The organism is Pseudomonas sp. EB271-G4-1, assembly GCF_058791355.1.
This window is the reverse complement of sequence record NZ_JBYTEO010000001.1, coordinates 192,869-213,115: the sequence shown is the minus strand read 5'-3', so window position 1 is coordinate 213,115 and position 20,247 is coordinate 192,869. Positions and strand designations below refer to the sequence as shown.

Below are 20,247 nucleotides of genomic sequence, written 5' to 3'. Positions count from 1 at the left end.
AATTCAATAGACTGCATGTCCTGCTACCCGTTGCCCGAGATAACAATCCATGTACCGTGACCGTATTCGCCTGCCTTCGTTGTTGGATAAAGTGATGAGCGCCGCCGAGGCTGCCGCTCTGATTGAGGACGGCATGACCGTCGGCATGAGCGGCTTCACCCGTGCCGGCGAAGCCAAGGCCGTGCCCCACGCACTGGCCGAACGGGCCAAAGCCTCCCCGCTGAAGATCAGCCTGATGACCGGCGCCAGCCTGGGCAACGACCTCGACAAACAGCTCACAGAAGCCGGCGTATTGTCACGACGCATGCCGTTCCAGGTGGACAGCACCTTGCGCAAGGCGATCAACGCTGGCGATGTGATGTTCATTGACCAGCACCTCTCGGAAACCGTCGAGCAATTGCGCAACCAGCAACTGAAGCTGCCGGACATCGCGGTGATCGAAGCCGTGGCCATTACCGAGCAAGGTCATATCGTGCCGACCACTTCCGTGGGCAACTCGGCCAGCTTCGCGATTTTCGCCAAGCACGTGATCGTCGAGATCAATCTGGCGCACAACCCCAACCTCGAAGGTCTGCACGACATCTATATCCCGACCTATCGCCCGACCCGTACGCCGATTCCCTTGGTCAAGGTCGACGATCGCATTGGCAGCACCGCCATCCCGATTCCACCGGAAAAGATCGTCGCGATCGTGGTCACCAATCAGTCCGACTCACCGTCCACCGTGCTGCCACCGGACGTGGATACCCAAGCGATCGCCGATCATCTGATCGACTTCTTCAAGCAAGAAGTCGGCGCGGGACGCATGACCAACAAGCTCGGCCCACTGCAGGCCGGGATCGGCACCATCGCCAACTCCGTGATGTGTGGTTTGATCGATTCGCCATTCGGAGACCTGACCATGTACTCCGAGGTGCTTCAGGACTCGACGTTCGACTTGATCGATGCCGGCAAGTTGAGTTTTGCCTCTGGCAGTTCGATCACCTTGTCGAGTCGCCGCAACGCTGACGTATTCGGCAACCTGGAGCGCTACAAGGACAAACTGGTGCTGCGCCCTCAGGAAATCTCCAACCACCCGGAAGTGGTCCGCCGCCTCGGCATCATCGGCATCAACACCGCCCTTGAATTCGATATCTATGGCAACGTCAACTCCACCCATGTCTGCGGCACGCGGATGATGAACGGCATTGGCGGCTCGGGCGACTTCGCGCGCAACGCGCACTTGGCGATTTTCGTCACCAAGTCGATCGCCAAGGGCGGGGCGATTTCCAGCGTGGTGCCGATGGTCAGCCACGTTGACCATACCGAACATGATGTCGACATCCTCGTCACCGAAGTCGGCCTGGCGGACCTGCGCGGCCTGGCACCCCGGGAGCGGGCACGCGTCATCATCGACAACTGCGTACATCCAGATTATCGCCAGGCACTGAACGACTACTTCACGGCCGCCTGCGCCATCGGCGGACACACGCCCCATATCCTGCGTGATGCACTGAGCTGGCACATGAACCTGGAAGAAACCGGGAGAATGATCGCTGTTTAATTGATACAGATGGCAGCTGACGCAAACACAGTTTCGTCAGCTCGCTGTTGTCACCTCGTAATCTGACAAAAACTGTACTGCTGTACCGGTCATTTCCTACCGAATTTTCCTACTCCACTCCGCCAAATCAGTAAAATCGCACCATAATGGCGCAGATAGATACAGTTGCCTCATTTTTGACCAGTACACCCCCTATAAACAGTTAACTGAGCTCTCACAATACAGATGAACTGTATCTACAGAGACTAGGCAAACAAGAGGATCATGGGCACCAGTTAAGCCACTACCTAATCCCGCCATAAGCGGAAGGATGAAAACCATGGAACGTACACTCAGTTCCGAACTGTTCTTCGAAGACACTGCTGCAAAAACCCAGGCTTCCATGCCTCTGCGCGTTATCGCCAACCTGATGCTGTGGCAGCGCCGCATCTCCAGCCGCCACCAACTGGCTCGCCTGGATTCGCGTCTGCTGGCTGACGCCGGGATTAGCGAAGCACAACGCTACGAAGAGCTGAGCAAGCCGTTCTGGCGCTAAGTCAGCGTCGCTGGCTCTGACCCGCAGGGTCCACCGCCAGCAACCCGAATTGCACAAACAAAGCCCGTCGTGGGACTCCACGACGGGCTTTGTCGTTTCAGGTGTTATCAATGCGCAAACAGGTACAGTTTTTATAGTTCAGGATCAGACCATTACAGTTTGCAATCGACTATCGACCGCTCGAACTGATTTTTAGCAACCTTTTCTCTTATAGGCTGTTCGAAACGACCTGCTCAGGCCTAATATCAAGCCAGAACGTGGCGCCCCCCGAGTGTTTGGCGTCTGAATCACCAGACACTGCGCCACCTTTATCGTCTTATCCAAAGGAGTTACACCATGTCCCGTCTTCGTCTGCTCAGCGCTGCAGCCCTGCTTGCCGTGGCTGCCAATGCCCACGCCACCAGCTTCATCGTGACCACCGATGCCGTCGTCGGTGCACTCAAAGCCACGTCCGATGCCACCTCCGACGTGACGTCTTCGTTCAAGGACGACAAGATCGTGCTCGCGGCCCGTGACGACGCTGCCAGCTTCGTCGCCAGCGAAGGTTCGATCCGTGGGGTTAAACTGGAAAGTGCACTCGATCACATTCGCCACCAGGCTCCGCAACTGAATGCAACAGACGCCCAGCTGGCGCAAGCCATCCTGACTATCTAAGCGTTTTCCATGATGGGGGACACGCGTGACGTGTCCCAATGTTTCAGCGCTGGCTCTAGCCCGGGCCTTGCGCTAGCCTTGGGACTCACACTTAACTGTCGAGTCTCATGCGTTTTCTTTCAAACCTGCTGGTTGCTCCAGTCTTTCTAGCAGCCTGCTATTCGGGGGCAGCCCATGCCTTCGACGCGTTTAACCTGTCTACCCAAGGCATCGTGGCTAGCGTTTATGCCACAGGCCTGGTGACCTCTGCCCCCTTCGATCATAAACTGCTCCTCAACGCCCGGTATGACGCCGCGGTATTCATCGCCAGTGATGGTCGAATGAGAGGCGCACGACTGGAGTCGGCCTTGGATTACCTGCGCCAGGCCCAGCCAAAACTTCATGCCAGTGACCTTGAACTGGCACGAGCAATTCTCGTCCAATAGTTATCCCATGTTTCTCCGGAGTCGTTCCATGCGTAACCCGCTGATTGTTGCCACCCTTGGCCTATTGTTGTTGGCTGATGTGGCCCAGGCCCAAACCCTGGTTGCCACCAGCAACATCCTCATTCGTGCCACCCAGCGCACACTGGATTTCACTTCCGACACCACGACGTCGATCCGAGACTCTAAAATCGTCCGTGAAGCCCAGGACGATGCCGCCAGTTTCGTCGCCAGCAACGGCGATATTCGTGGTGCACACTTGGAATCTGCACTCAATTTGTTGCGCACTCGCGTTCCTGAAGCCCGCGATGCCAGTGATCAGGATCTCGCCGAAGCCATCCTCGCACTGTGAGGTCTCCAGCTTCCTGGCTGTTGGCCGGGGCCCTGCTGCTGTTTGGCAGCACGGCCCACGCCGACCTCGAACTACACCTCAAGACCGAAGGCCTTAGCCCGGCGCAACAGCGGGCCAGCCAGGCGTTGCTTGATGAAGCCATGCAGGCATTGCCGCCACGGTTCATCGAGCAACTCGACCGGCGTATCGACGTCGGCTGGACCGATAAAATGCGCAGCGATGCCTACGGTCAGGCGTCGCTGGTTTCCGAACTCGATCTGAATCGCAATTTGTTGGCGAGCCTCACCGATGGCAGCGCCTCCACCAAGAAAACCTATCGCCCCCATGGCACTGTGCGCCGGGAAATGCTCGCGACGGTGCTGCATGAGCTGACCCATATTTATGATCGCTCGCGCCTCTGGCCAAACGCGGAACGCACGCTGATCCAGCGCTGCACCCAACGCAGCGGCAGTTCAGGGCTGATCGGTATTCCCGATCAATGCCGTGGGCAGTCCGATAGACGCTTTACCTTGAGCGATGATCCGCGCCTGCTCGACCTTGCCGGCTGGCAACAGTACGTTGGCCGTCGGGGCGAGCGCGAACAGCACAACCGTCAGATCGCCCGCAGCCCGGATATCTACGAGACCAGCAGCCCCAAGGAATTCGTCGCGGTCAACATGGAGTATTTCCTCCTCGACCCGAGCTACGCCTGTCGTCGCCCTGCGCTGTACCGCTACTACAAGGAGCGTTTCGGCTGGGCACCTGCGGCCAAGAACGATTGCGGCAAGACCTTCGCATTCCTCAACGCCGGCAATGACTTTGCCAAGACGCCTTTGGGCCAGGTCGATCCGGAGCGGGTCTACGCCGTCGACTATCTACTGGCAGAGGCCAATCAGAACTGGGTCAGCCGTTGGGGCCACAGCATGTTGCGCCTGGTGATCTGTGCACCTGGCCGGCCACGCGGGCCGGATTGCCGCCTGGACCTGGACCAGCACCTGGTGTTGTCCTACCGTGCGTTCGTGGGCGACGTGCAACTATCGAGTTGGGATGGACTGGTGGGTAAATACCCCTCACGCCTGTTCGTGTTGCCGCTGGCCCAAGTGATCGACGAATACACCAAGACCGAGTTACGCAGCCTCGCCTCCGTGCCACTGAACCTGTCTCGTGAAGAGGTTGAAAACGTGGTGGAGCGTGCCGCAGAGATGCACTGGAGTTACGACGGCAACTACTTCTTCCTGTCGAACAACTGCGCTGTCGAAGAGCTGAAGTTATTGCGTGGCGGCACCAACAACTCAAAACTGGTTGCCCTGGACAACATCATGCCCAATGGTTTGCTGGAGGTGCTCAAGGGGCGCGGTCTGGCGGATACCAGCGTGCTGGACGATCCACGTGAGGCGCTTCGCCTGGGCTATCGCTTTGACTCTTTCCGCGATCGCTATCAAGCAATGTTCGAGGTATTGAGAAAACAGCTACCGATCAAACAGGAGAAGGTCGAAGACTGGCTGTCCCTGACCGCCGCACAACGCCGCCAATGGTTCGATCAGGCAGATTTGCGCACCAGCGCGGCATTGCTCTTGCTGGAACAGGCAAGCTATCGCCAGCAGTTGCTCCTGGCCCAGGACGAAGTCAAACAACGTTACTTGGGTGCCCGTGACCTGAAAAACGGCGGAATGGACAAAGCCAACGCGACACTGAGGCAAATTCTCGATAACAGCGGTTTCCTCAGTCGTCCGGCGGAATTACTCGGCAGCGGCGGGTATGGCTTGCCACAACCTGCTGAATGGCAACGCCTGGAATCGGAGACCAGCCTGCGGCAGAAGCAGCTTCAGGCACTGACCGGGGATCTGGACAAGGAAGTCCGGGCCCTGCTCGATCCAGACCGCGCAGCGGAAATGGCGGCCAACGAAGCCAACGTGAAACAGATCGGTGAGCATCTGCGTAAATTGCACAAGGCAGCAGGTGGCCTTCAATTGCCTTGAGGCTAAAAAAGCAAAAGGGCTTCAGAACATTGTCCTGAAGCCCTCGGTCTTGCTGATCAACCTGTGACGAGAGGGTTTGATTCCTCTGTGTAGCAACTGTTCCGTTAGCTGACGCGGGCCTTACGCACGCCATCGGCCAATGCCGAGCACAGGCTCAGCACACCATCGATCGCCTGTTCCGGCGTCGTGGCATTGGCGATGTGATCGATCAGTGCCGAACCCACCACCACTCCGTCCGCCAGGCGCGCGATGGACGCCGCTTGCTCTGGCGTGCGAATGCCGAAACCGATGCTGATCGGCAGATCGGTGTGACGGCGCAGACGAGTGACCGCTTCTTCGACGTGTTCCAGGGTTGCTGCGCCAGCACCGGTCACACCGGCCACCGATACGTAATAAACAAACCCGGAGCTACCATTAAGGACTGTTGGCAGACGCACATCGTCAGTGGTCGGGGTAGTCAGGCGAATGAAATCGAGACCGGCGGCCTGGGCCGGGTCGCACAACTCACCGTTATGCTCGGGCGGCATGTCCACCACGATCAGGCCATCGACACCGGCCTCTTTTGCATCGGTGATGAAACGCGGTACACCGTACTTGTGGATCGGGTTGAAGTAACCCATCAGGACGAGTGGCGTCTCGTTGTTGTCCTTGCGGAACTCACGCACCATTTCCAGGGTTTTCGCCAGGTTCTGCTTGGCCGCCAGCGCGCGAATATTGGCGAGCTGGATCGCCGGGCCGTCGGCCATCGGATCGGTGAAAGGCATGCCCAATTCGATCACGTCGGCGCCAGCGGCTGGCAAACCCTTGAGGATCGCCAGGGAGGTGTCGTATTCCGGGTCGCCGGCGGTGACGAAGGTCACCAGGGCGGCGCGGTTCTGTTCCTTGAGTTCGGCAAAACGCGTTTGCAGGCGGCTCATCAGTGTTTCTCCTGCTTGGATTGCTCGTGTTGAGAGTGTTCCATGTGGTGCATCACGGTCTGCATGTCTTTGTCGCCGCGACCCGACAGGTTGACCACCATCAGGTGATCCTTCGGCAGCGTCGGCGCGCGCTTGAACACTTCAGCCAGGGCATGGGCGCTTTCCAGGGCAGGAATGATCCCTTCCAGACGGCAGCACTGGTGGAATGCAGCGAGCGCTTCGTCGTCGGTCACCGAGGTGTACTGGACACGGCCGATGTCATGCAACCAGGCGTGCTCCGGGCCGATGCCCGGGTAGTCCAGGCCAGCGGAGATCGAGTGTGCGTCAATGATCTGGCCATCGTCGTCCTGCAGCAGGAAGGTCCGGTTGCCGTGCAGCACACCCGGTACGCCGCCGTTCAGGCTGGCCGCGTGCTTGCCGGTCTCGATGCCGTGGCCGGCCGCCTCCACGCCGATGATCTCAACGCTCTTGTCATCCAGGAACGGGTGGAACAGGCCCATGGCATTGGAACCGCCACCGATGCACGCCACCAGGCTGTCCGGCAGGCGGCCTTCCTGGGCTTGCAACTGGTCACGGGTTTCCTTGCCGATAACGGCCTGGAAGTCGCGGACCATTGCCGGATAAGGGTGTGGACCGGCGACGGTGCCGATCAGGTAGAAGGTGCTGTCGACGTTGGTCACCCAGTCGCGCAGGGCTTCGTTCATCGCATCCTTCAGGGTGCCGGTGCCGGCCACGACCGGGATCACTTCAGCGCCCAACAGCTTCATGCGGAACACGTTGGCCTGCTGGCGTTCGATGTCGGTGGTGCCCATGTAGATCACGCAGTCCAGGCCAAAACGCGCAGCCACGGTGGCGGTCGCCACCCCGTGCATGCCAGCGCCGGTTTCGGCAATGATACGTTTCTTGCCCATGCGTCGCGCCAAAAGGATCTGGCCGATGCAGTTGTTGATCTTGTGCGCGCCAGTGTGGTTCAGCTCTTCGCGCTTGAGATAAATCTTCGCGCCGCCACAGAATTCGGTCAGACGTTCGGCGAAATAGAGCGGGCTCGGACGACCGACGTAGTCGCGCTGGAAGTACGCCAGCTCTTCCTTGAATGCCGGATCTTCCTTGGCCGCTTCGTATTCGCGGGCCAGGTCAAGGATCAGTGGCATCAGGGTTTCAGCGACGTAACGGCCGCCAAACGCGCCGAACAGGCCGTTGGCGTCAGGGCCGTTGCGCAGATTAGTCTGGGTCATGGGGCGCTCCAATTGAATGCGTGATATGACAATGGGCTTAACTCTACCCCTGACGCCAGGCTCTGAAAACCGATAAGATCGCCACAACCTGTCAGGAAAACTCACAGATATCATGAGCCACGATCTGCCACCCCTGAACGCCTTGCGCGCCTTCGAAGCCACTGCCCGCCTGAACAGCGTCAGCCAGGCTGCCGAGCAGCTGCATGTCACCCACGGTGCTGTCAGTCGCCAACTGAAGGTGCTTGAAGAACACCTCGGGGTGAGCCTGTTCACCAAGGAAGGCCGTGGCCTGAAACTCACAGATGCCGGCATGCGTTTACGCGATGCCAGCGCCGACGCCTTCGAACGCCTGCGCACGGTGTGCGCCGAGCTCACGCAAAGCACTGCCGATGCACCGTTCGTCCTGGGCTGCTCAGGAAGCCTGCTGGCACGCTGGTTCATACCGCGCCTGGGCCGACTGAACGCTGATCTGCCTGATTTGCGCCTGCACCTGTCAGCCGGCGAAGGCGATCTCGATCCCCGTCGCCCCGGCCTGGATGCCCTGCTCGTATTTGCCGAACCGCCCTGGCCCGCTGATATGCAGGTCTTCGAACTGGCCAGCGAACGGATCGGCCCGGTCATGAGCCCACGGTTCGCCGGTTATGAGCACCTGGAAACAGCGCCGGCTGCAGCGCTGCTCACTGAACCCTTGCTGCATACCACTTCGCGACCGCAAGCCTGGCCCAGTTGGGCGCAGCAAAGCGGCCTCGACGCCAAAGCGTTGAAGTACGGCCAAGGTTTCGAGCATTTGTATTATTTGCTGGAAGCGGCCGTAGCCGGACTGGGTGTTGCGATTGCTCCCGAGCCGCTGGTGGCCGAGGACCTGAAGGCGGGTCGCCTGGTCGCCCCTTGGGGATTTTGCGAAACACCCGCTCAACTGGCCCTGTGGCTACCCAAGCGCGCCGCGGACGGGCGCGCCAGGCAACTGGCGCAATGGCTCAAGACTGAGCTGCGCCAGACAGATCATTCCCCGCGCTTAAACAGCAAATAGGCCGCCAACAGGCCCAGCGCACCAACGGCAACACCAGCAGTCGTCCAAGGGTGTTCCTGCGCGTAATCCCGAGTGGCAATTCCGGTTTCACGGGTTTTGACCTTGACCTCTTCATAGGCATCCGAGAGCAGATGGCGTGAATGCCTCAGAGCGTTCTCGGCATTGCCTTTAAGCACCTTGAGGGTTTTACGCGACTCGTCCGAGGCGTCGTCCTTCAGGCTTTCCAAGGATTTGAGCAGACTCTCGATCTCCGCTTCCATGCTTTGCAATGAGGCTTTACGTAACGAGCTGTTGGCCATGGTGGCTCTCCTGCATTGTTGATGAGTGGCGTGTGTTGGTTGGGACTTCAGGGACTCGAGAAAGTGCAGTAAATGTGAGTATCAATGTCGCAACGACCGAAGGAAGTAAGACAGAAAATCACTGCTAGGCTGTATTTCACACCCTAAGGAGAACGCCATGACTGACCATCACACCTATAAGAAAGTGGAACTCGTCGGTTCGTCCACCAGCAGTATTGAAGACGCGATCAACAACGCACTGGCCGAGGCCAACAAAAGTCTCAAGTACATGGAATGGTTTGAAGTCACAGAGACCCGTGGCCATATCAAGGATGGCAAGGCTGCGCACTTCCAGGTGACGCTCAAGGTCGGGTTCCGGATTGCCAGTAGCTGACGTTGGCTCTAGTCTGTTGAACTTGAGCGCTGGCCGAATGCCATAAGGAATGGCAGTGCGCTAGATGCGTTTCCGGCCAATGGCTGGATGCCTTTTTTTGATCCGACCAGAGAAATGCGACCGATGAAGAAATTTATTTTGGCGGTAGGTTTGTTGAGCCTGGCGGGTACTGTCTTAGCTGACGGCAAATCCTGCGAAGAATTGAAAGCCGAAATCGCAGCGAAGCTCGATGCCAAGGGCATCTCCGGTTATTCGCTGGAAATTGTCGACAAAGGCAATGCGTCTGGCGGGAAAATCGTCGGCACCTGCGAGAAGGGCAGCAAGGAAATAGTCTATAAGCGGTAGCACCAGAAAACGGTAGCACCAATCGATTGCCAGCAAAAAGCCGACGCCATCGCGTCGGCTTTTTTTGCGGTCAACGTGTTCAGCCCTTCATGACTTGCGCCAGCAGCTCATAGGAATGCAGCCGATCCGCATGTTCGTACAGGTCGCAGGTAAAAATCAGCTCGTCGGCTTGGGTCTGCTCGATCAGCACGTCCAGCTTGGCGCGGATTTTTTGCGGGCTGCCGATCATCGCCAATCCCAGGAAATCGCTGACCGCCTCTTTCTCATGAGGCAACCACAGCCCGTCCATCGTCTTCACCGGCGGGCGCTGCACCAGGCTCTGACCACGCATCAGCGCAAGAATACGCTGGAATACCGAGGTCGCCAGATAGTCGGCTTGTTCATCCGTGTCGGCGGCGACCAGAGGCACGCCAAGCATCACGTACGGCTTGTCCAGCACGGCGGAAGGCTTGAAGTGATTGCGGTAGACGCGAATGGCCTCATGCATGAAGCGCGGAGCGAAATGTGACGCGAACGCATAAGGTAAACCGCGCTCCCCTGCCAGCTGCGCACTGAAAAGGCTTGAGCCCAGCAACCAGATCGGCACATTCGTGCCGGTACCCGGCATTGCGATGACGCGCTGGTCCGGGGTGCGCGGGCCGAGATAACGCACCAGTTCGGCCACATCTTCCGGGAAGTCGTCGGCACTGCCGGAACGTTCGCGACGCAGCGCACGGGCCGTCATCTGGTCGGAACCGGGCGCACGGCCAAGCCCCAGGTCGATGCGCCCTGGATACAGACTTTCCAGCGTGCCGAATTGTTCGGCGATGACCAGCGGTGCATGGTTTGGCAGCATTACCCCACCGGACCCGACACGGATGGTCGACGTACCACCGGCCAGATAGCCAAGCAGCACGGAGGTTGCAGAACTGGCAATACCGTCCATGTTGTGATGTTCAGCCACCCAAAAGCGGTTATAGCCGAACTTCTCGACGTGCTGCGCCAGGTCCAGCGAGTTGCGCAACGACTGGGCGGCGCTGCCGTTTTCGCGCACGGGCACCAGGTCGAGGGTCGAGAACTTGATATCGGACAGTCGTTTCATAAACCTGCTTCTCCAATTGAGGGCGCAGGTTTTTTTACAAACGAAAACCTGCCGAATCCATAAGCGTGTTTCATGCAATGAGGGCATATACCCGAGTTTCAATAGCAAGGCGAAATTTAGCGACAAAAAACCGAACGATCAGATGCGCTGAACTTTGCTCCCCGGTCTACCCTCAGAACCCTAACGACCGAAACCACAACGGCGCGACGCTTCGCGCCGGATCTTGAGGAGACAGGCATGGCTATCACCAAGAAAGCATCGGCCCATTGGGAAGGTGATCTGAAAACCGGCATCGGCTCGATTTCCACCGAAACCGGTGTGCTCAGGGACGCGCCCTATGGCTTCAAGGCCCGCTTTGAGGGCGGAAAGGGCACAAATCCGGAGGAGTTGATCGGTGCGGCCCATGCGGGCTGTTTCTCCATGGCGTTTTCGATGATTCTCGGTGAGGCCGGCCTCAAGGCCGACAGCATCGATACCAACGCCGAAGTGACCCTGGACCAGGTAGAAGGTGGTTTCGCGATCACGGCCGTGAAATTGATCCTCAAGGCAAAAATCCCCGGCGCGAGCCAGGCGCAGTTCGATGAGTTGAGCAACAAGGCCAAAGAGGGTTGTCCGGTCTCCAAGGTGCTGAATGCGAAAATCAGCCTGGATGCGACGCTGGTCAACTAAGTTCGCATGATCGCAGCCTTCGGCAACTCTTGATCCTGTAGGAGTTGCCGCAGGCTGCGATCTTTTTTGATTTGAAACAGATTTGCCCGGTAAAACTGTGGTCGAATAAATGACAGCAGCACAAACGCATGACCTATGCGCGCTGCCTCAAGGAGCTTCAACCATGAAACGTTTTACCTTGGCGATTATCTGCTGCGCCCTGGCCACTTCGGCCCTGGCGGCACCCAAACCTTGTGAAGAGCTCAAGGCCGAAATCGAAGCCAAGATCCAGGCCCGAGGCGTGACGTCCTACACCTTGGAAATCGTTACCAACGACGAAGTGCACGATCAGAACATGGTCGTTGGCTCCTGCGACGGCGGCACCAAGAAAATCATCTACCAGAAGAATGACCGCTGACCTGAATCAAGGCACACAGTTGATCTGGCTCGCTTCGGCGACGATCTCGCGCCTGGCGTTATACAGGCGCGCTTCAGGGGTGAACGCCATGGAACGGGCTTGTAACAGATAACGCTGACCGGCTTCGAAATGATCGTATTTAACGATTATGTAGCATAGCCGCTCCGTAGTACCGCCGAACAAGTCCGAGCTCCCGCCTGGCACTTCAAAATCGAAGCGCACGGTCAGCTCGTGGCTACCGGGAGTGACCTGGAAAAAACGCCCGTCACGCAAGCGCTGGTTATCCAGTCGCTCCGCCATCAGCAATTTATCGTTAGGAAATGGCGTAGAGAAGTCTACCCACGCCATGTGCGGATTGGCCGCCGGCATAGGCGTCGAACAGCCGGCCACGGCACTTGCAGCCAGTAACAGCATCAACCTGCGCATGATAAATATCCCTATGTCAGGATATTCAGGATAGCGCCGATCAGGATCGTTGACAGCCCGCTGGTGTGCCCTGGCCAATCACTTTTCGCTGTTGATCATACAGCTTGGCCCATGGCCGGAAACCAATATTCCCCGCCTGCAATTGATAGCGCTCGCCTGCATTGAAGTCGTTGAATTTCACATTCATCTGACAGTCTCGCCACAGCGGTTGCGCATCGGGACCGATATTGGTGGGCTGGACGGGGAACTGGTAGCGAACGGTCAACTCATGGCTGCCGGGTTGAACCTCGAAATAGCGCTTGTCGGTTGCCGCTTTGTTGTCCACTTCAAACGCCAGCAGGGCCGTGTCTTCCTGATGTGACTCCAGATCGATCCAGGCTTGCGTCGGATCATGGCGAGGTAATCCGAATCCAGCACATCCGGCCAGCATCAGCAGGCCTCCCGTCAGCATCAACTTGCGCATAGCGGAGCTCCAGTCAAGCGGGATAGTCTTGCGAGCAGACTTTCCAGGGATTTTTTTATTTTGATCAGGCCGCATCGAAGCCTTGGGTTACTTGATCGCGTTTTACGCATTTTGTTTCCGGGTGTGCTGTTTTTGTTACTCAACGGTTGTTCCAGCGTCAGCTACTACAGCCAGTTGGCCAGTGGTCAACTGCAACTGCTGCGGGCCCGAGAACCCGTTGCCCGCGTCATTGCCGACCCACAGCGCGATCAGAAATTGCGCGCGCACCTGGTCCAATCACAAAAAGCCAGGACCTTTGCCAGCCAGCAACTGCACCTGCCGGATAATCAGAGTTACCGCCTGTATGCCGACATTGGCCGTCCCTACGTGGTCTGGAACGTGTTTGTCACACCGGAATTTTCCCTGAAGCCACAAAACCACTGCTTCCCCGTCGCCGGTTGCGTGGCTTATCGCGGCTATTACAGCCAGAGTGCGGCTCGCGGTGAGGCGGCGCTGCAGCGCATGCAAGGCATGGACGTGTCCATCGGTGGAGTAGAGGCCTATTCGACCCTGGGGTGGTTCAACGATCCGATCATGAACTCAATGATGGGCTGGGGTGATGAACGACTGGCCACGCTGATCTTTCATGAACTCGCGCATCAGCGTGTTTATGTGAAGGATGACACTGAGTTCAACGAGTCATTCGCCACCTTTGTCGAGCAGGAAGGCACCCGCCAATGGCGGGCTTACCGTAGCCTTCCACCCGTAAACAGAACACAGGAGAAACAACGGGGCCAATTCATTCAGCTGATTCTGGACACCCGCACCCGGCTTGAAAAGCTATACACCCTGCCGCTGCCGCCCGAACAAATGCGCCAGCGTAAAGCTGAGGCGTTCGAACAGTTGCGCGCCGAATACCGCCAGATGCGTGATGAACAATGGGCCGGGGACAAACGCTACGACGCTTGGATTAATGCGCCGATGAACAATGCACGATTGCTGCCGTTCGGTCTGTATGACCAATGGGTGCCGGCGTTTGCGGCGTTGTTCAGGCAAGTAGGTGGGGATTGGGTGAAGTTTTATGCACAGGTCGAAAAGTTGGGTGCGTTGCCGGTTGAACAGCGTAAAGCGGCATTGAAGGCATTGTAGGAGCCAGGCTTGCCGGCGAACCAGGCGCCGCGGTTGTACCTGTTGAACCGCGTTATCGTTCTTCGCGGGCAAGCCTCGCTCCTATAGGCGAATTGGGCGCCGCGGTGTGTCTGTTGCCCCGCGTCATCGTTTTTCGCCGGCAAGTCGGATCGCCGTCCGCTCGCTCCTACTCGCGCAAAAACGCCTGATGCATCTCGTCCAACGTTTCAAAATGATAAGTTGGCGCTTCGGCACTCAACTCCTCCCGGCTACCAAACCCATAACCCACCGCTGCCGCATCCAGCCCGTTACTGCGCGCGCCGATCAGGTCGTGCTTACGGTCGCCGATCATCAGGGTACTGGCCGGGTCGAGGCCTTCTTCGGCCATCAGGTGGGCGATCAGTTCGACCTTGTTGGTCCGGGTGCCGTCCAGTTCGCTGCCATAGATCACCTTGAAGTGTTTGGCGAAGTCGAAATGGCGAGCGATTTCCCGGGCGAAAACCCAGGGTTTAGAGGTCGCGATGTACAGCTGTCGTCCTTGCCCACCCAGGGTTTCGAGCAGCGGTGTAACACCGTCGAATACGCGGTTTTCATAAAGCCCGGTAACCTTGAAGCGTTCCCGATAGAAGTTCACCGCCTCCCAGGCCCTGGGCTCGTCAAAGCTATAAAACTGCATGAAAGCCTGTAACAAGGGCGGACCGATGAAGTGTTCGAGTTTGGTCAGGTCGGGTTCATCGATGCCCAGCTTACCCAGGGCAAACTGGATCGAACGGGTGATGCCTTCGCGCGGGTCGGTCAGGGTGCCATCAAGGTCAAACAGAACGGTTTGGTAATGCATGAAGATTCCTGGGCGATAGCGAGACATTTCAGATCTGGTCGTAGCCTTCGGCCAGATGCAAATCCTTGAGCTTCACGTAGTTCGCCGCGCTGTAGGTGAAAAAGGCTTGTTCCTTGTCAGTCAGTGGCCGGATCTGTTTCACCGGGCTGCCCACATACAGGAAACCGCTTTCCAGGCGTTTACCCGGAGGTACCAGGCTTCCGGCACCAATAATAACGTCGTCGGCGACCACCGCGCCGTCCATGACGATGCTGCCCATGCCGATCAGGACCCGGCTGCCCACAGTGCAGCCATGCAGCATGACTTTGTGGGCGATGGTCACGTCGTCGCCAATAAGTAACGGGAAACCATCCGGATTGAACGGCCCGGCATGGGTGATGTGCAGCACGCAGCCATCCTGCACGCTGGTACGCGCGCCAATGCGGATGCGGTGCATGTCGCCACGGATCACCGTCAATGGCCATACCGAGCTGTCTTCGCCGATTTCAACATCGCCGATCACCACCGCCGAACTGTCGACAAAAGCGCCTTTGCCGAGCAACGGCGTGTGGTTCTGGTACTTGCGAAGGGACACGATAGGTTCTCTCTCTGTCGCTGATAGCTGCGGTGAGTGTCGATTGTAATTAAGATGGCTGCATGTTTCTTCCAGCCAAGGTGCCAACCGTGAGCGTGAACAACCCTCTTTTGCAGTCCTACGACCTGCCGCCGTTCTCCGCGATCCGTGCCGAGCATGTGCAACCGGCCATTGAACAGATCCTGGCTGACAACCGCGCCGCCATTATCGAGATCCTCAAGACCCAGGGCAAACAACCGACCTGGGCCGGCCTGGTGCTGGCCATGGACGAGCTCAATGACCGCCTGGGTGCGGCGTGGAGTCCGGTCAGCCATTTGAATGCCGTGTGCAACAGTGCCGAACTGCGTGAAGCCTATGAGGCTTGCCTGCCTGCATTGAGCGCCTACTCCACGGAAATGGGCCAGAACCGTGAACTGTTCCAGGCGTATGAGGCCTTGGCCAACAGTCCGGAAGCCGCCGGTTTCGACGTAGCGCAGAAAACTATCCTGGAACACGCCCTGCGCGATTTTCGTCTGTCGGGTATCGACCTGCCGGAAGCCGAGCAGAAGCGCTACGCCCAAGTGCAGAGCAAACTGTCGGAGCTGGGTAGCCGCTTCTCCAACCAATTGCTGGATGCCACCCAGGCCTGGACCAAGCACATCACCGACGAAGCTGCCCTCGCCGGCCTGACCGATTCGGCCAAGGCGCAAATGGCCGCCGCCGCGCAAGCCAAGGACCTCGATGGCTGGCTGATCACCCTGGAATTCCCGAGCTACTACGCGGTAATGACCTACGCCCACGATCGCGCCCTGCGTGAAGAAGTCTACGCTGCGTACTGCACCCGCGCCTCGGATCAGGGCCCGAATGCCGGCCAGAACGACAACGGCCCGGTCATGCAGGAAATCCTCGACCTGCGTCGGGAGCTGGCCAAGCTCCTGGGGTTCGCCAGTTTCTCGGAACTGAGCCTGGCCACCAAAATGGCGGAATCCAGCGATCAGGTGCTGAGCTTCCTGCGCGACCTGGCCAAGCGCAGCAAGCCGTTCGCCGCCCAGGACCTGGAACAGCTCAAGGCCTATGCGGCCGAACAGGGCTGCCCGGACCTGCAAAGCTGGGACAGCGGCTTCTATGGCGAAAAACTTCGCGAACAACGTTACAGCGTTGCCCAGGAAGCCCTGCGTGCCTACTTCCCGATCGATAAAGTACTGGGCGGCCTGTTTGCCATCGTGCAACGCCTGTACGGCATCGAAATCGCCGAGCAGCAAGGCTTCGACACCTGGCACCCGGATGTGCGCCTGTTCGAAATCAAGGAAAACGGCCAGCACGTAGGCCGCTTCTTCTTCGACCTCTACGCCCGCGCCAACAAACGCGGTGGTGCCTGGATGGACGGTGCCCGCGATCGTCGCCGCACCGCCGAAGGGGTGCTGCAAAGCCCGGTGGCCAACCTGGTGTGCAACTTCACTCCGGCCGACAGCGGCAAGCCTGCGCTGCTGACCCACGATGAAGTCACCACTCTGTTCCACGAGTTCGGTCATGGCCTGCATCACCTGCTGACCCGCGTCGAACACGCCGGGGTGTCCGGCATCAACGGTGTGGCCTGGGATGCGGTCGAGCTGCCAAGCCAATTCATGGAAAACTGGTGCTGGGAGCCCGAGGGGCTTGCGCTGATCTCCGGTCACTATGAAACCGGCGAACCACTGCCCCAGGACCTGCTACAGAAAATGCTGGCGGCGAAAAACTTCCAGTCCGGCCTGATGATGGTTCGCCAACTGGAGTTCTCGCTGTTCGACTTCGAACTGCACGCCACCCATGGTGACGGTCGCAGCGTATTGCAAGTGCTTGAAGGCGTGCGCGACGAAGTGTCGGTGATGCGTCCTCCGGCCTACAACCGCTTCCCTAACAGCTTCGCGCACATCTTCGCCGGTGGTTACGCGGCGGGTTACTACAGCTACAAATGGGCTGAAGTGCTCTCGGCCGATGCTTTCTCCAAATTCGAGGAAGAGGGCGTGCTCAATGCCGACACCGGCCGGGCGTTCCGCGAAGCGATCCTCGCGCGCGGCGGTTCTCAAGAGCCGATGGTGCTGTTCGTCGATTTTCGTGGTCGTGAGCCGTCGATTGACGCACTCTTGCGCCACAGCGGCCTGAGTGAGGGCGCGGCAGCATGAGCGAGAGTCCCGTGATTACCAAACGACGCTTTATCGCCGGCGCGGTTTGTCCAGCCTGCAGCGAGCCGGACAAGTTGATGATGTGGAGCGAAGACGACGTACCGCATCGCGAATGCGTGGCTTGCGGTTACTCCGATACGCTGAATGAACAAGGCCTGTCCGTTCCCAAGGAACTGGGTACCCGGGTCAACACTTCCGCACTCAAGCCTGCGGACACCAAGGTTCAGGCCGTGCAGTTTTTTCCGAATCCGAAGCTGAAGAAAAAGCCTGACGAGCAACACTGAGAGGAAAGCGATACCTCTCACGGCGCAACGCCGTGAGAGGTATCGAGATTCCGTCAAGGCGTGGAAATGCTGACGTAGGCTTTGGCCAGCGCCAGCAGTTTCATCATGTCCTCGGCATCAATATCGCCGTCACCATCGACATCTTTTTTGAGGTTACGGATCTTGAATGATTGTCCCCCATCATTTGAGGAGGCGATGAGGGTGGTGGCGTCCAGCAAAGCAGTAGTCTGCACGGAGTTTCCAGCACTCCAGTCCTCTTCCTTCAATGCGAACTGCATCGATACAAGCACTTCATTTGGATCGACGACAGTCGGACCAAGTTTCTGCAAAAAAATACCGCGGCGATTAAACATCGACATAATTAAATCCTTTTAATTAATGCTCCAATCAATGCATGGAGCGACCATAACAATACCGGTCGCTGGAGCGTTTCAACCAGACGCGATGTGTATCGTTCAATGACTTTCGAAACCAAGAGCTGCCCAACGGCACTGGTCACTCGAATCTTTCACGTATACTGTATAGGCATACAGCATGCGAGCCATCCCCATGAACGCGCCATTGCCCCCACGCGGTCGCGGCACCGCCACCAACCCGCATAACCGCTTCGCCCCCCATCGCTCGGTGGCCGAGGACGACGGCTGGTACCAGGAAGCGCCGATGACCCAAGGCACCGAGGTGTCCATCGAGACCGCGAAAACCATCATCACCCGCAATAATTCACCGGACCTGCCCTTCGATCGCTCGATCAACCCTTATCGTGGCTGCGAGCACGGTTGCATCTACTGTTATGCACGGCCCAGCCACGCCTATTGGGACATGTCGCCAGGTCTGGATTTCGAGACGAAGCTGATCGCCAAGACCAATGCAGCGGACATATTGGAAGAACAGCTCTCCAAACGTGGCTATAAATGTGCACCCATTAACCTGGGGTCCAACACCGATCCTTACCAGCCCATCGAGCGCGAGTACAAGATCACCCGCCAGACCCTCGAAGTGCTGCTGCGCTATCGTCATCCGGTAACCATCGTGACTAAAGGCTCGTTGATTCTGCGCGATCTGGACCTGCTGGCCGAACTCACCCGTCAAAGGCTGGTGGCTGTGATGATCAGCCTGACCACGCTGGACGACGAGCTCAAGCGCATCCTCGAACCCCGCGCTGCGGCCCCCAAGGCCCGACTGCGGGCGATCAGGGTGTTGCGCGAAGCGGGCGTTCCGGTGGGGGTGCTGTGTTCACCCATGATTCCGATGATCAACGACAGCGAAATCGAAAACCTGCTCACAGAGGCCCATGCCGCCGGGGCACAAAGCGCCGCCTACATGATGTTGCGGTTACCCCTGGAAGTCGCGCCCCTGTTCGAAGAGTGGCTGGCGGCCCACTATCCGCAACGTGCGGCCCATGTCCTGAGCCTGATTCGCCAGAGCCGTGGCGGCGAGTTGTACGACAGTCGCTTTGGCGCACGCATGCGTGGTGAAGGCCCCTTTGCCGATTTGTTGGCACAACGTTTTGCCAAAGCCATCAAACGCCTGGGGCTCAACCATCGGGAAGGTTTCAACCTGGACTGCGATGCCTTCTGTCCGCCGGGTCGCCAAATGTCGTTGATTTGAGGACAATTAGCCTATGGTTGAGTACGAGGATCGCCCTCAATTTTTCGCCAGTCACGTTTTTTGTGACCTGGAACACAGGTTCTAGAGCGGTCTTTTCAGTTTGAGTTAAGATTCGACGGCTACCTTGTTCATCGAGTGACTGACGGGTCGATCGACGACCTGGATGTTTTTTTAGACAGCCACTGGCTTCACACCGGACAAAACGGGAATATCCCTGACTCCGCCAAAGAGGATGAATCATGAGTGACAAGGATAAACAGCCGTTGGCTGCGTCGGCTTCTGCCCAACCCGGGGCGGAAAGCGCCGATGCAGCGCTGAAGCATATCGTTGACGGCTTTTTGCATTTTCATCATGAGATCTTTCCACAACAGGAAGAACTCTTCAAAAAACTCGCCACGGCCCAGCAGCCACGGGCGATGTTCATTACCTGCGCTGACTCGCGCATCGTCCCCGAGCTCATCACCCACAGCTCGCCGGGCGACCTGTTCGTCACTCGCAACGTCGGCAACGTCGTACCACCGTACGGCCAGATGAACGGTGGTGTGTCCACCGCCATCGAGTACGCGGTGCTGGCACTGGGCGTGCAACACATCATCATCTGCGGCCACTCCGATTGCGGAGCGATGCGTGCGGTACTCAATCCCGACAGCCTGGAAAAAATGCCTACGGTCAAAGCCTGGCTGCGGCATGCGGAAGTCGCGAAAACCATGGTGCACGACAACTGCAACTGCGCCGACGAAAACGAACGCATGCACGTCCTCACTGATGAAAATGTCATCGCCCAGTTGCAGCACTTGCGGACCCATCCTTCGGTAGCCTCGCGCATGGCGAACGGTCAACTGTTCATCCATGGCTGGGTCTATGACATCGAAACCAGCGAAATCAAAGCTTACGACGCGGATCAGGGTCGTTTCCTGCCGCTCGACGGCAGCCATCCGATTCCGGTGGCGACGCCCAAAGCGCGCTTCTAAATCCTCCTAACCATCTGTGTGGTTT

The 20,247-nt window shown here is 58.2% G+C and carries 25 protein-coding genes; 16 read left to right on the top strand and 9 right to left on the bottom strand.

Annotated features, from left to right (window positions below; translation table 11 throughout):
- The first annotated feature begins 49 nt into the window (after nt 1-49).
- From scpC to AC3WWR_RS01005, 6 genes are all read left to right on the top strand, one after another.
- Nucleotides 50-1,543 (top strand): succinyl-CoA:acetate CoA-transferase ScpC, encoded by a 1,494-nt coding sequence (gene scpC / locus AC3WWR_RS01030; RefSeq protein ID WP_492598401.1) that lies wholly within the window; start codon nt 50-52, stop codon nt 1,541-1,543.
- Nucleotides 1,544-1,862: 319 nt separating this feature from the next.
- Nucleotides 1,863-2,078, top strand: coding sequence for a DUF1127 domain-containing protein (locus tag AC3WWR_RS01025; RefSeq protein WP_007902752.1), 216 nt, complete (start codon nt 1,863-1,865; stop codon nt 2,076-2,078).
- A gap of 336 nt (nt 2,079-2,414) precedes the next feature.
- Complete coding sequence (locus tag AC3WWR_RS01020; RefSeq protein WP_008064820.1) at nt 2,415-2,732, top strand: DUF2388 domain-containing protein; 318 nt, start codon at nt 2,415-2,417, stop codon at nt 2,730-2,732.
- 107 nt (nt 2,733-2,839) lie between these two features.
- Nucleotides 2,840-3,157, top strand: coding sequence for a DUF2388 domain-containing protein (locus AC3WWR_RS01015; RefSeq protein WP_492598400.1), 318 nt, complete (start codon nt 2,840-2,842; stop codon nt 3,155-3,157).
- A gap of 28 nt (nt 3,158-3,185) precedes the next feature.
- Nucleotides 3,186-3,506, top strand: a complete 321-nt coding sequence (locus AC3WWR_RS01010) for a DUF2388 domain-containing protein (protein ID WP_020798084.1) — start codon at nt 3,186-3,188, stop codon at nt 3,504-3,506.
- Nucleotides 3,503-5,464, top strand: coding sequence for a DUF7844 domain-containing protein (locus tag AC3WWR_RS01005; protein WP_492598399.1), 1,962 nt, complete (start codon nt 3,503-3,505; stop codon nt 5,462-5,464). Before AC3WWR_RS01010 ends, AC3WWR_RS01005 begins: the two co-directional genes overlap by 4 nt.
- A gap of 104 nt (nt 5,465-5,568) precedes the next feature.
- Here the strand turns inward: AC3WWR_RS01005 and trpA are convergent, their stop codons facing one another.
- Both trpA and trpB read right to left on the bottom strand, forming a co-directional pair.
- Nucleotides 5,569-6,381: a tryptophan synthase subunit alpha gene (gene trpA, locus AC3WWR_RS01000; protein ID WP_020798082.1), complete on the bottom strand. Its 813-nt coding sequence runs from the start codon at nt 6,379-6,381 to the stop codon at nt 5,569-5,571.
- Nucleotides 6,381-7,616: a tryptophan synthase subunit beta gene (trpB, locus tag AC3WWR_RS00995; protein WP_020798081.1), complete on the bottom strand. Its 1,236-nt coding sequence runs from the start codon at nt 7,614-7,616 to the stop codon at nt 6,381-6,383. The genes trpA and trpB overlap by 1 nt, the downstream gene beginning before the upstream one ends.
- Before the next feature lie 112 nt (nt 7,617-7,728).
- On the opposite strand from trpB, the gene AC3WWR_RS00990 reads away from it, so the two are divergent.
- Nucleotides 7,729-8,646: a LysR family transcriptional regulator gene (locus tag AC3WWR_RS00990; protein WP_020798080.1), complete on the top strand. Its 918-nt coding sequence runs from the start codon at nt 7,729-7,731 to the stop codon at nt 8,644-8,646.
- On the opposite strand, the gene AC3WWR_RS00985 is transcribed toward AC3WWR_RS00990, so the two are convergent.
- A complete protein-coding gene (locus AC3WWR_RS00985; protein ID WP_020798079.1) occupies nt 8,619-8,945 on the bottom strand; it encodes an ElaB/YgaM/YqjD family protein in 327 nt (108 codons plus the stop codon). The genes AC3WWR_RS00990 and AC3WWR_RS00985 overlap by 28 nt on opposite strands.
- A gap of 157 nt (nt 8,946-9,102) precedes the next feature.
- On the opposite strand from AC3WWR_RS00985, the gene AC3WWR_RS00980 reads away from it, so the two are divergent.
- Both AC3WWR_RS00980 and AC3WWR_RS00975 read left to right on the top strand, forming a co-directional pair.
- On the top strand, nt 9,103-9,318 hold the full coding sequence (locus tag AC3WWR_RS00980) for a dodecin (RefSeq protein ID WP_007940746.1): 216 nt from the start codon (nt 9,103-9,105) through the stop codon (nt 9,316-9,318).
- Nucleotides 9,319-9,441: 123 nt separating this feature from the next.
- On the top strand, nt 9,442-9,663 hold the full coding sequence (locus tag AC3WWR_RS00975) for a DUF1161 domain-containing protein (RefSeq protein WP_492598402.1): 222 nt from the start codon (nt 9,442-9,444) through the stop codon (nt 9,661-9,663).
- A 79-nt stretch (nt 9,664-9,742) separates the two neighbouring features.
- Here AC3WWR_RS00975 and AC3WWR_RS00970 read toward each other — a convergent pair whose 3' ends face one another.
- The gene (locus tag AC3WWR_RS00970; RefSeq protein WP_020798077.1) at nt 9,743-10,744 is read right to left on the bottom strand and encodes an LLM class flavin-dependent oxidoreductase; all 1,002 of its coding nucleotides are present in this window, start codon (nt 10,742-10,744) and stop codon (nt 9,743-9,745) included.
- Between the two features lie 237 nt (nt 10,745-10,981).
- Here AC3WWR_RS00970 and AC3WWR_RS00965 point away from each other — a divergent pair, with 237 nt between their 5' ends.
- Together AC3WWR_RS00965 and AC3WWR_RS00960 are read left to right on the top strand one after the other, a co-directional pair.
- Nucleotides 10,982-11,413 carry an OsmC family protein gene (locus AC3WWR_RS00965; RefSeq protein WP_020798076.1) on the top strand — a complete coding sequence of 144 codons (432 nt, stop codon included), beginning with the start codon at nt 10,982-10,984 and terminating at the stop codon, nt 11,411-11,413.
- Between the two features lie 163 nt (nt 11,414-11,576).
- Nucleotides 11,577-11,810 carry a DUF1161 domain-containing protein gene (locus tag AC3WWR_RS00960; protein WP_020798074.1) on the top strand — a complete coding sequence of 78 codons (234 nt, stop codon included), beginning with the start codon at nt 11,577-11,579 and terminating at the stop codon, nt 11,808-11,810.
- Between the two features lie 6 nt (nt 11,811-11,816).
- On the opposite strand, the gene AC3WWR_RS00955 is transcribed toward AC3WWR_RS00960, so the two are convergent.
- Both AC3WWR_RS00955 and AC3WWR_RS00950 read right to left on the bottom strand, forming a co-directional pair.
- Entirely contained in the window at nt 11,817-12,236 is a 420-nt protein-coding gene (locus AC3WWR_RS00955; RefSeq protein WP_033038895.1) for a PA0061/PA0062 family lipoprotein, read from the bottom strand.
- 40 nt (nt 12,237-12,276) lie between these two features.
- Nucleotides 12,277-12,699, bottom strand: a complete 423-nt coding sequence (locus tag AC3WWR_RS00950) for a PA0061/PA0062 family lipoprotein (RefSeq protein WP_033038893.1) — start codon at nt 12,697-12,699, stop codon at nt 12,277-12,279.
- Nucleotides 12,700-12,759: 60 nt separating this feature from the next.
- Here AC3WWR_RS00950 and AC3WWR_RS00945 point away from each other — a divergent pair, with 60 nt between their 5' ends.
- Nucleotides 12,760-13,827 (top strand): aminopeptidase, encoded by a 1,068-nt coding sequence (locus AC3WWR_RS00945; RefSeq protein WP_020798071.1) that lies wholly within the window; start codon nt 12,760-12,762, stop codon nt 13,825-13,827.
- Between the two features lie 166 nt (nt 13,828-13,993).
- On the opposite strand, the gene AC3WWR_RS00940 is transcribed toward AC3WWR_RS00945, so the two are convergent.
- The gene (locus AC3WWR_RS00940; RefSeq protein WP_020798070.1) at nt 13,994-14,644 is read right to left on the bottom strand and encodes an HAD family hydrolase; all 651 of its coding nucleotides are present in this window, start codon (nt 14,642-14,644) and stop codon (nt 13,994-13,996) included.
- Between the two features lie 28 nt (nt 14,645-14,672).
- The gene (locus tag AC3WWR_RS00935; RefSeq protein ID WP_008064772.1) at nt 14,673-15,218 is read right to left on the bottom strand and encodes a gamma carbonic anhydrase family protein; all 546 of its coding nucleotides are present in this window, start codon (nt 15,216-15,218) and stop codon (nt 14,673-14,675) included.
- Nucleotides 15,219-15,307: 89 nt separating this feature from the next.
- Between AC3WWR_RS00935 and prlC the strand changes: the two genes are divergently transcribed.
- Together prlC and AC3WWR_RS00925 are read left to right on the top strand one after the other, a co-directional pair.
- Entirely contained in the window at nt 15,308-17,359 is a 2,052-nt protein-coding gene (prlC, locus tag AC3WWR_RS00930; RefSeq protein WP_492598398.1) for an oligopeptidase A, read from the top strand.
- Entirely contained in the window at nt 17,356-17,643 is a 288-nt protein-coding gene (locus tag AC3WWR_RS00925; RefSeq protein WP_008064765.1) for a YheV family putative zinc ribbon protein, read from the top strand. Before prlC ends, AC3WWR_RS00925 begins: the two co-directional genes overlap by 4 nt.
- Nucleotides 17,644-17,696: 53 nt before the next feature.
- Here AC3WWR_RS00925 and AC3WWR_RS00920 read toward each other — a convergent pair whose 3' ends face one another.
- A complete protein-coding gene (locus AC3WWR_RS00920) occupies nt 17,697-18,002 on the bottom strand; it encodes a hypothetical protein (protein ID WP_083349957.1) in 306 nt (101 codons plus the stop codon).
- A 190-nt stretch (nt 18,003-18,192) separates the two neighbouring features.
- Here AC3WWR_RS00920 and AC3WWR_RS00915 point away from each other — a divergent pair, with 190 nt between their 5' ends.
- Complete coding sequence (locus AC3WWR_RS00915; RefSeq protein ID WP_432668807.1) at nt 18,193-19,251, top strand: PA0069 family radical SAM protein; 1,059 nt, start codon at nt 18,193-18,195, stop codon at nt 19,249-19,251.
- 239 nt (nt 19,252-19,490) lie between these two features.
- The gene (locus AC3WWR_RS00910) at nt 19,491-20,222 is read left to right on the top strand and encodes a carbonic anhydrase (protein ID WP_020798065.1); all 732 of its coding nucleotides are present in this window, start codon (nt 19,491-19,493) and stop codon (nt 20,220-20,222) included.
- The last annotated feature ends 25 nt before the right edge of the window (nt 20,223-20,247 follow it).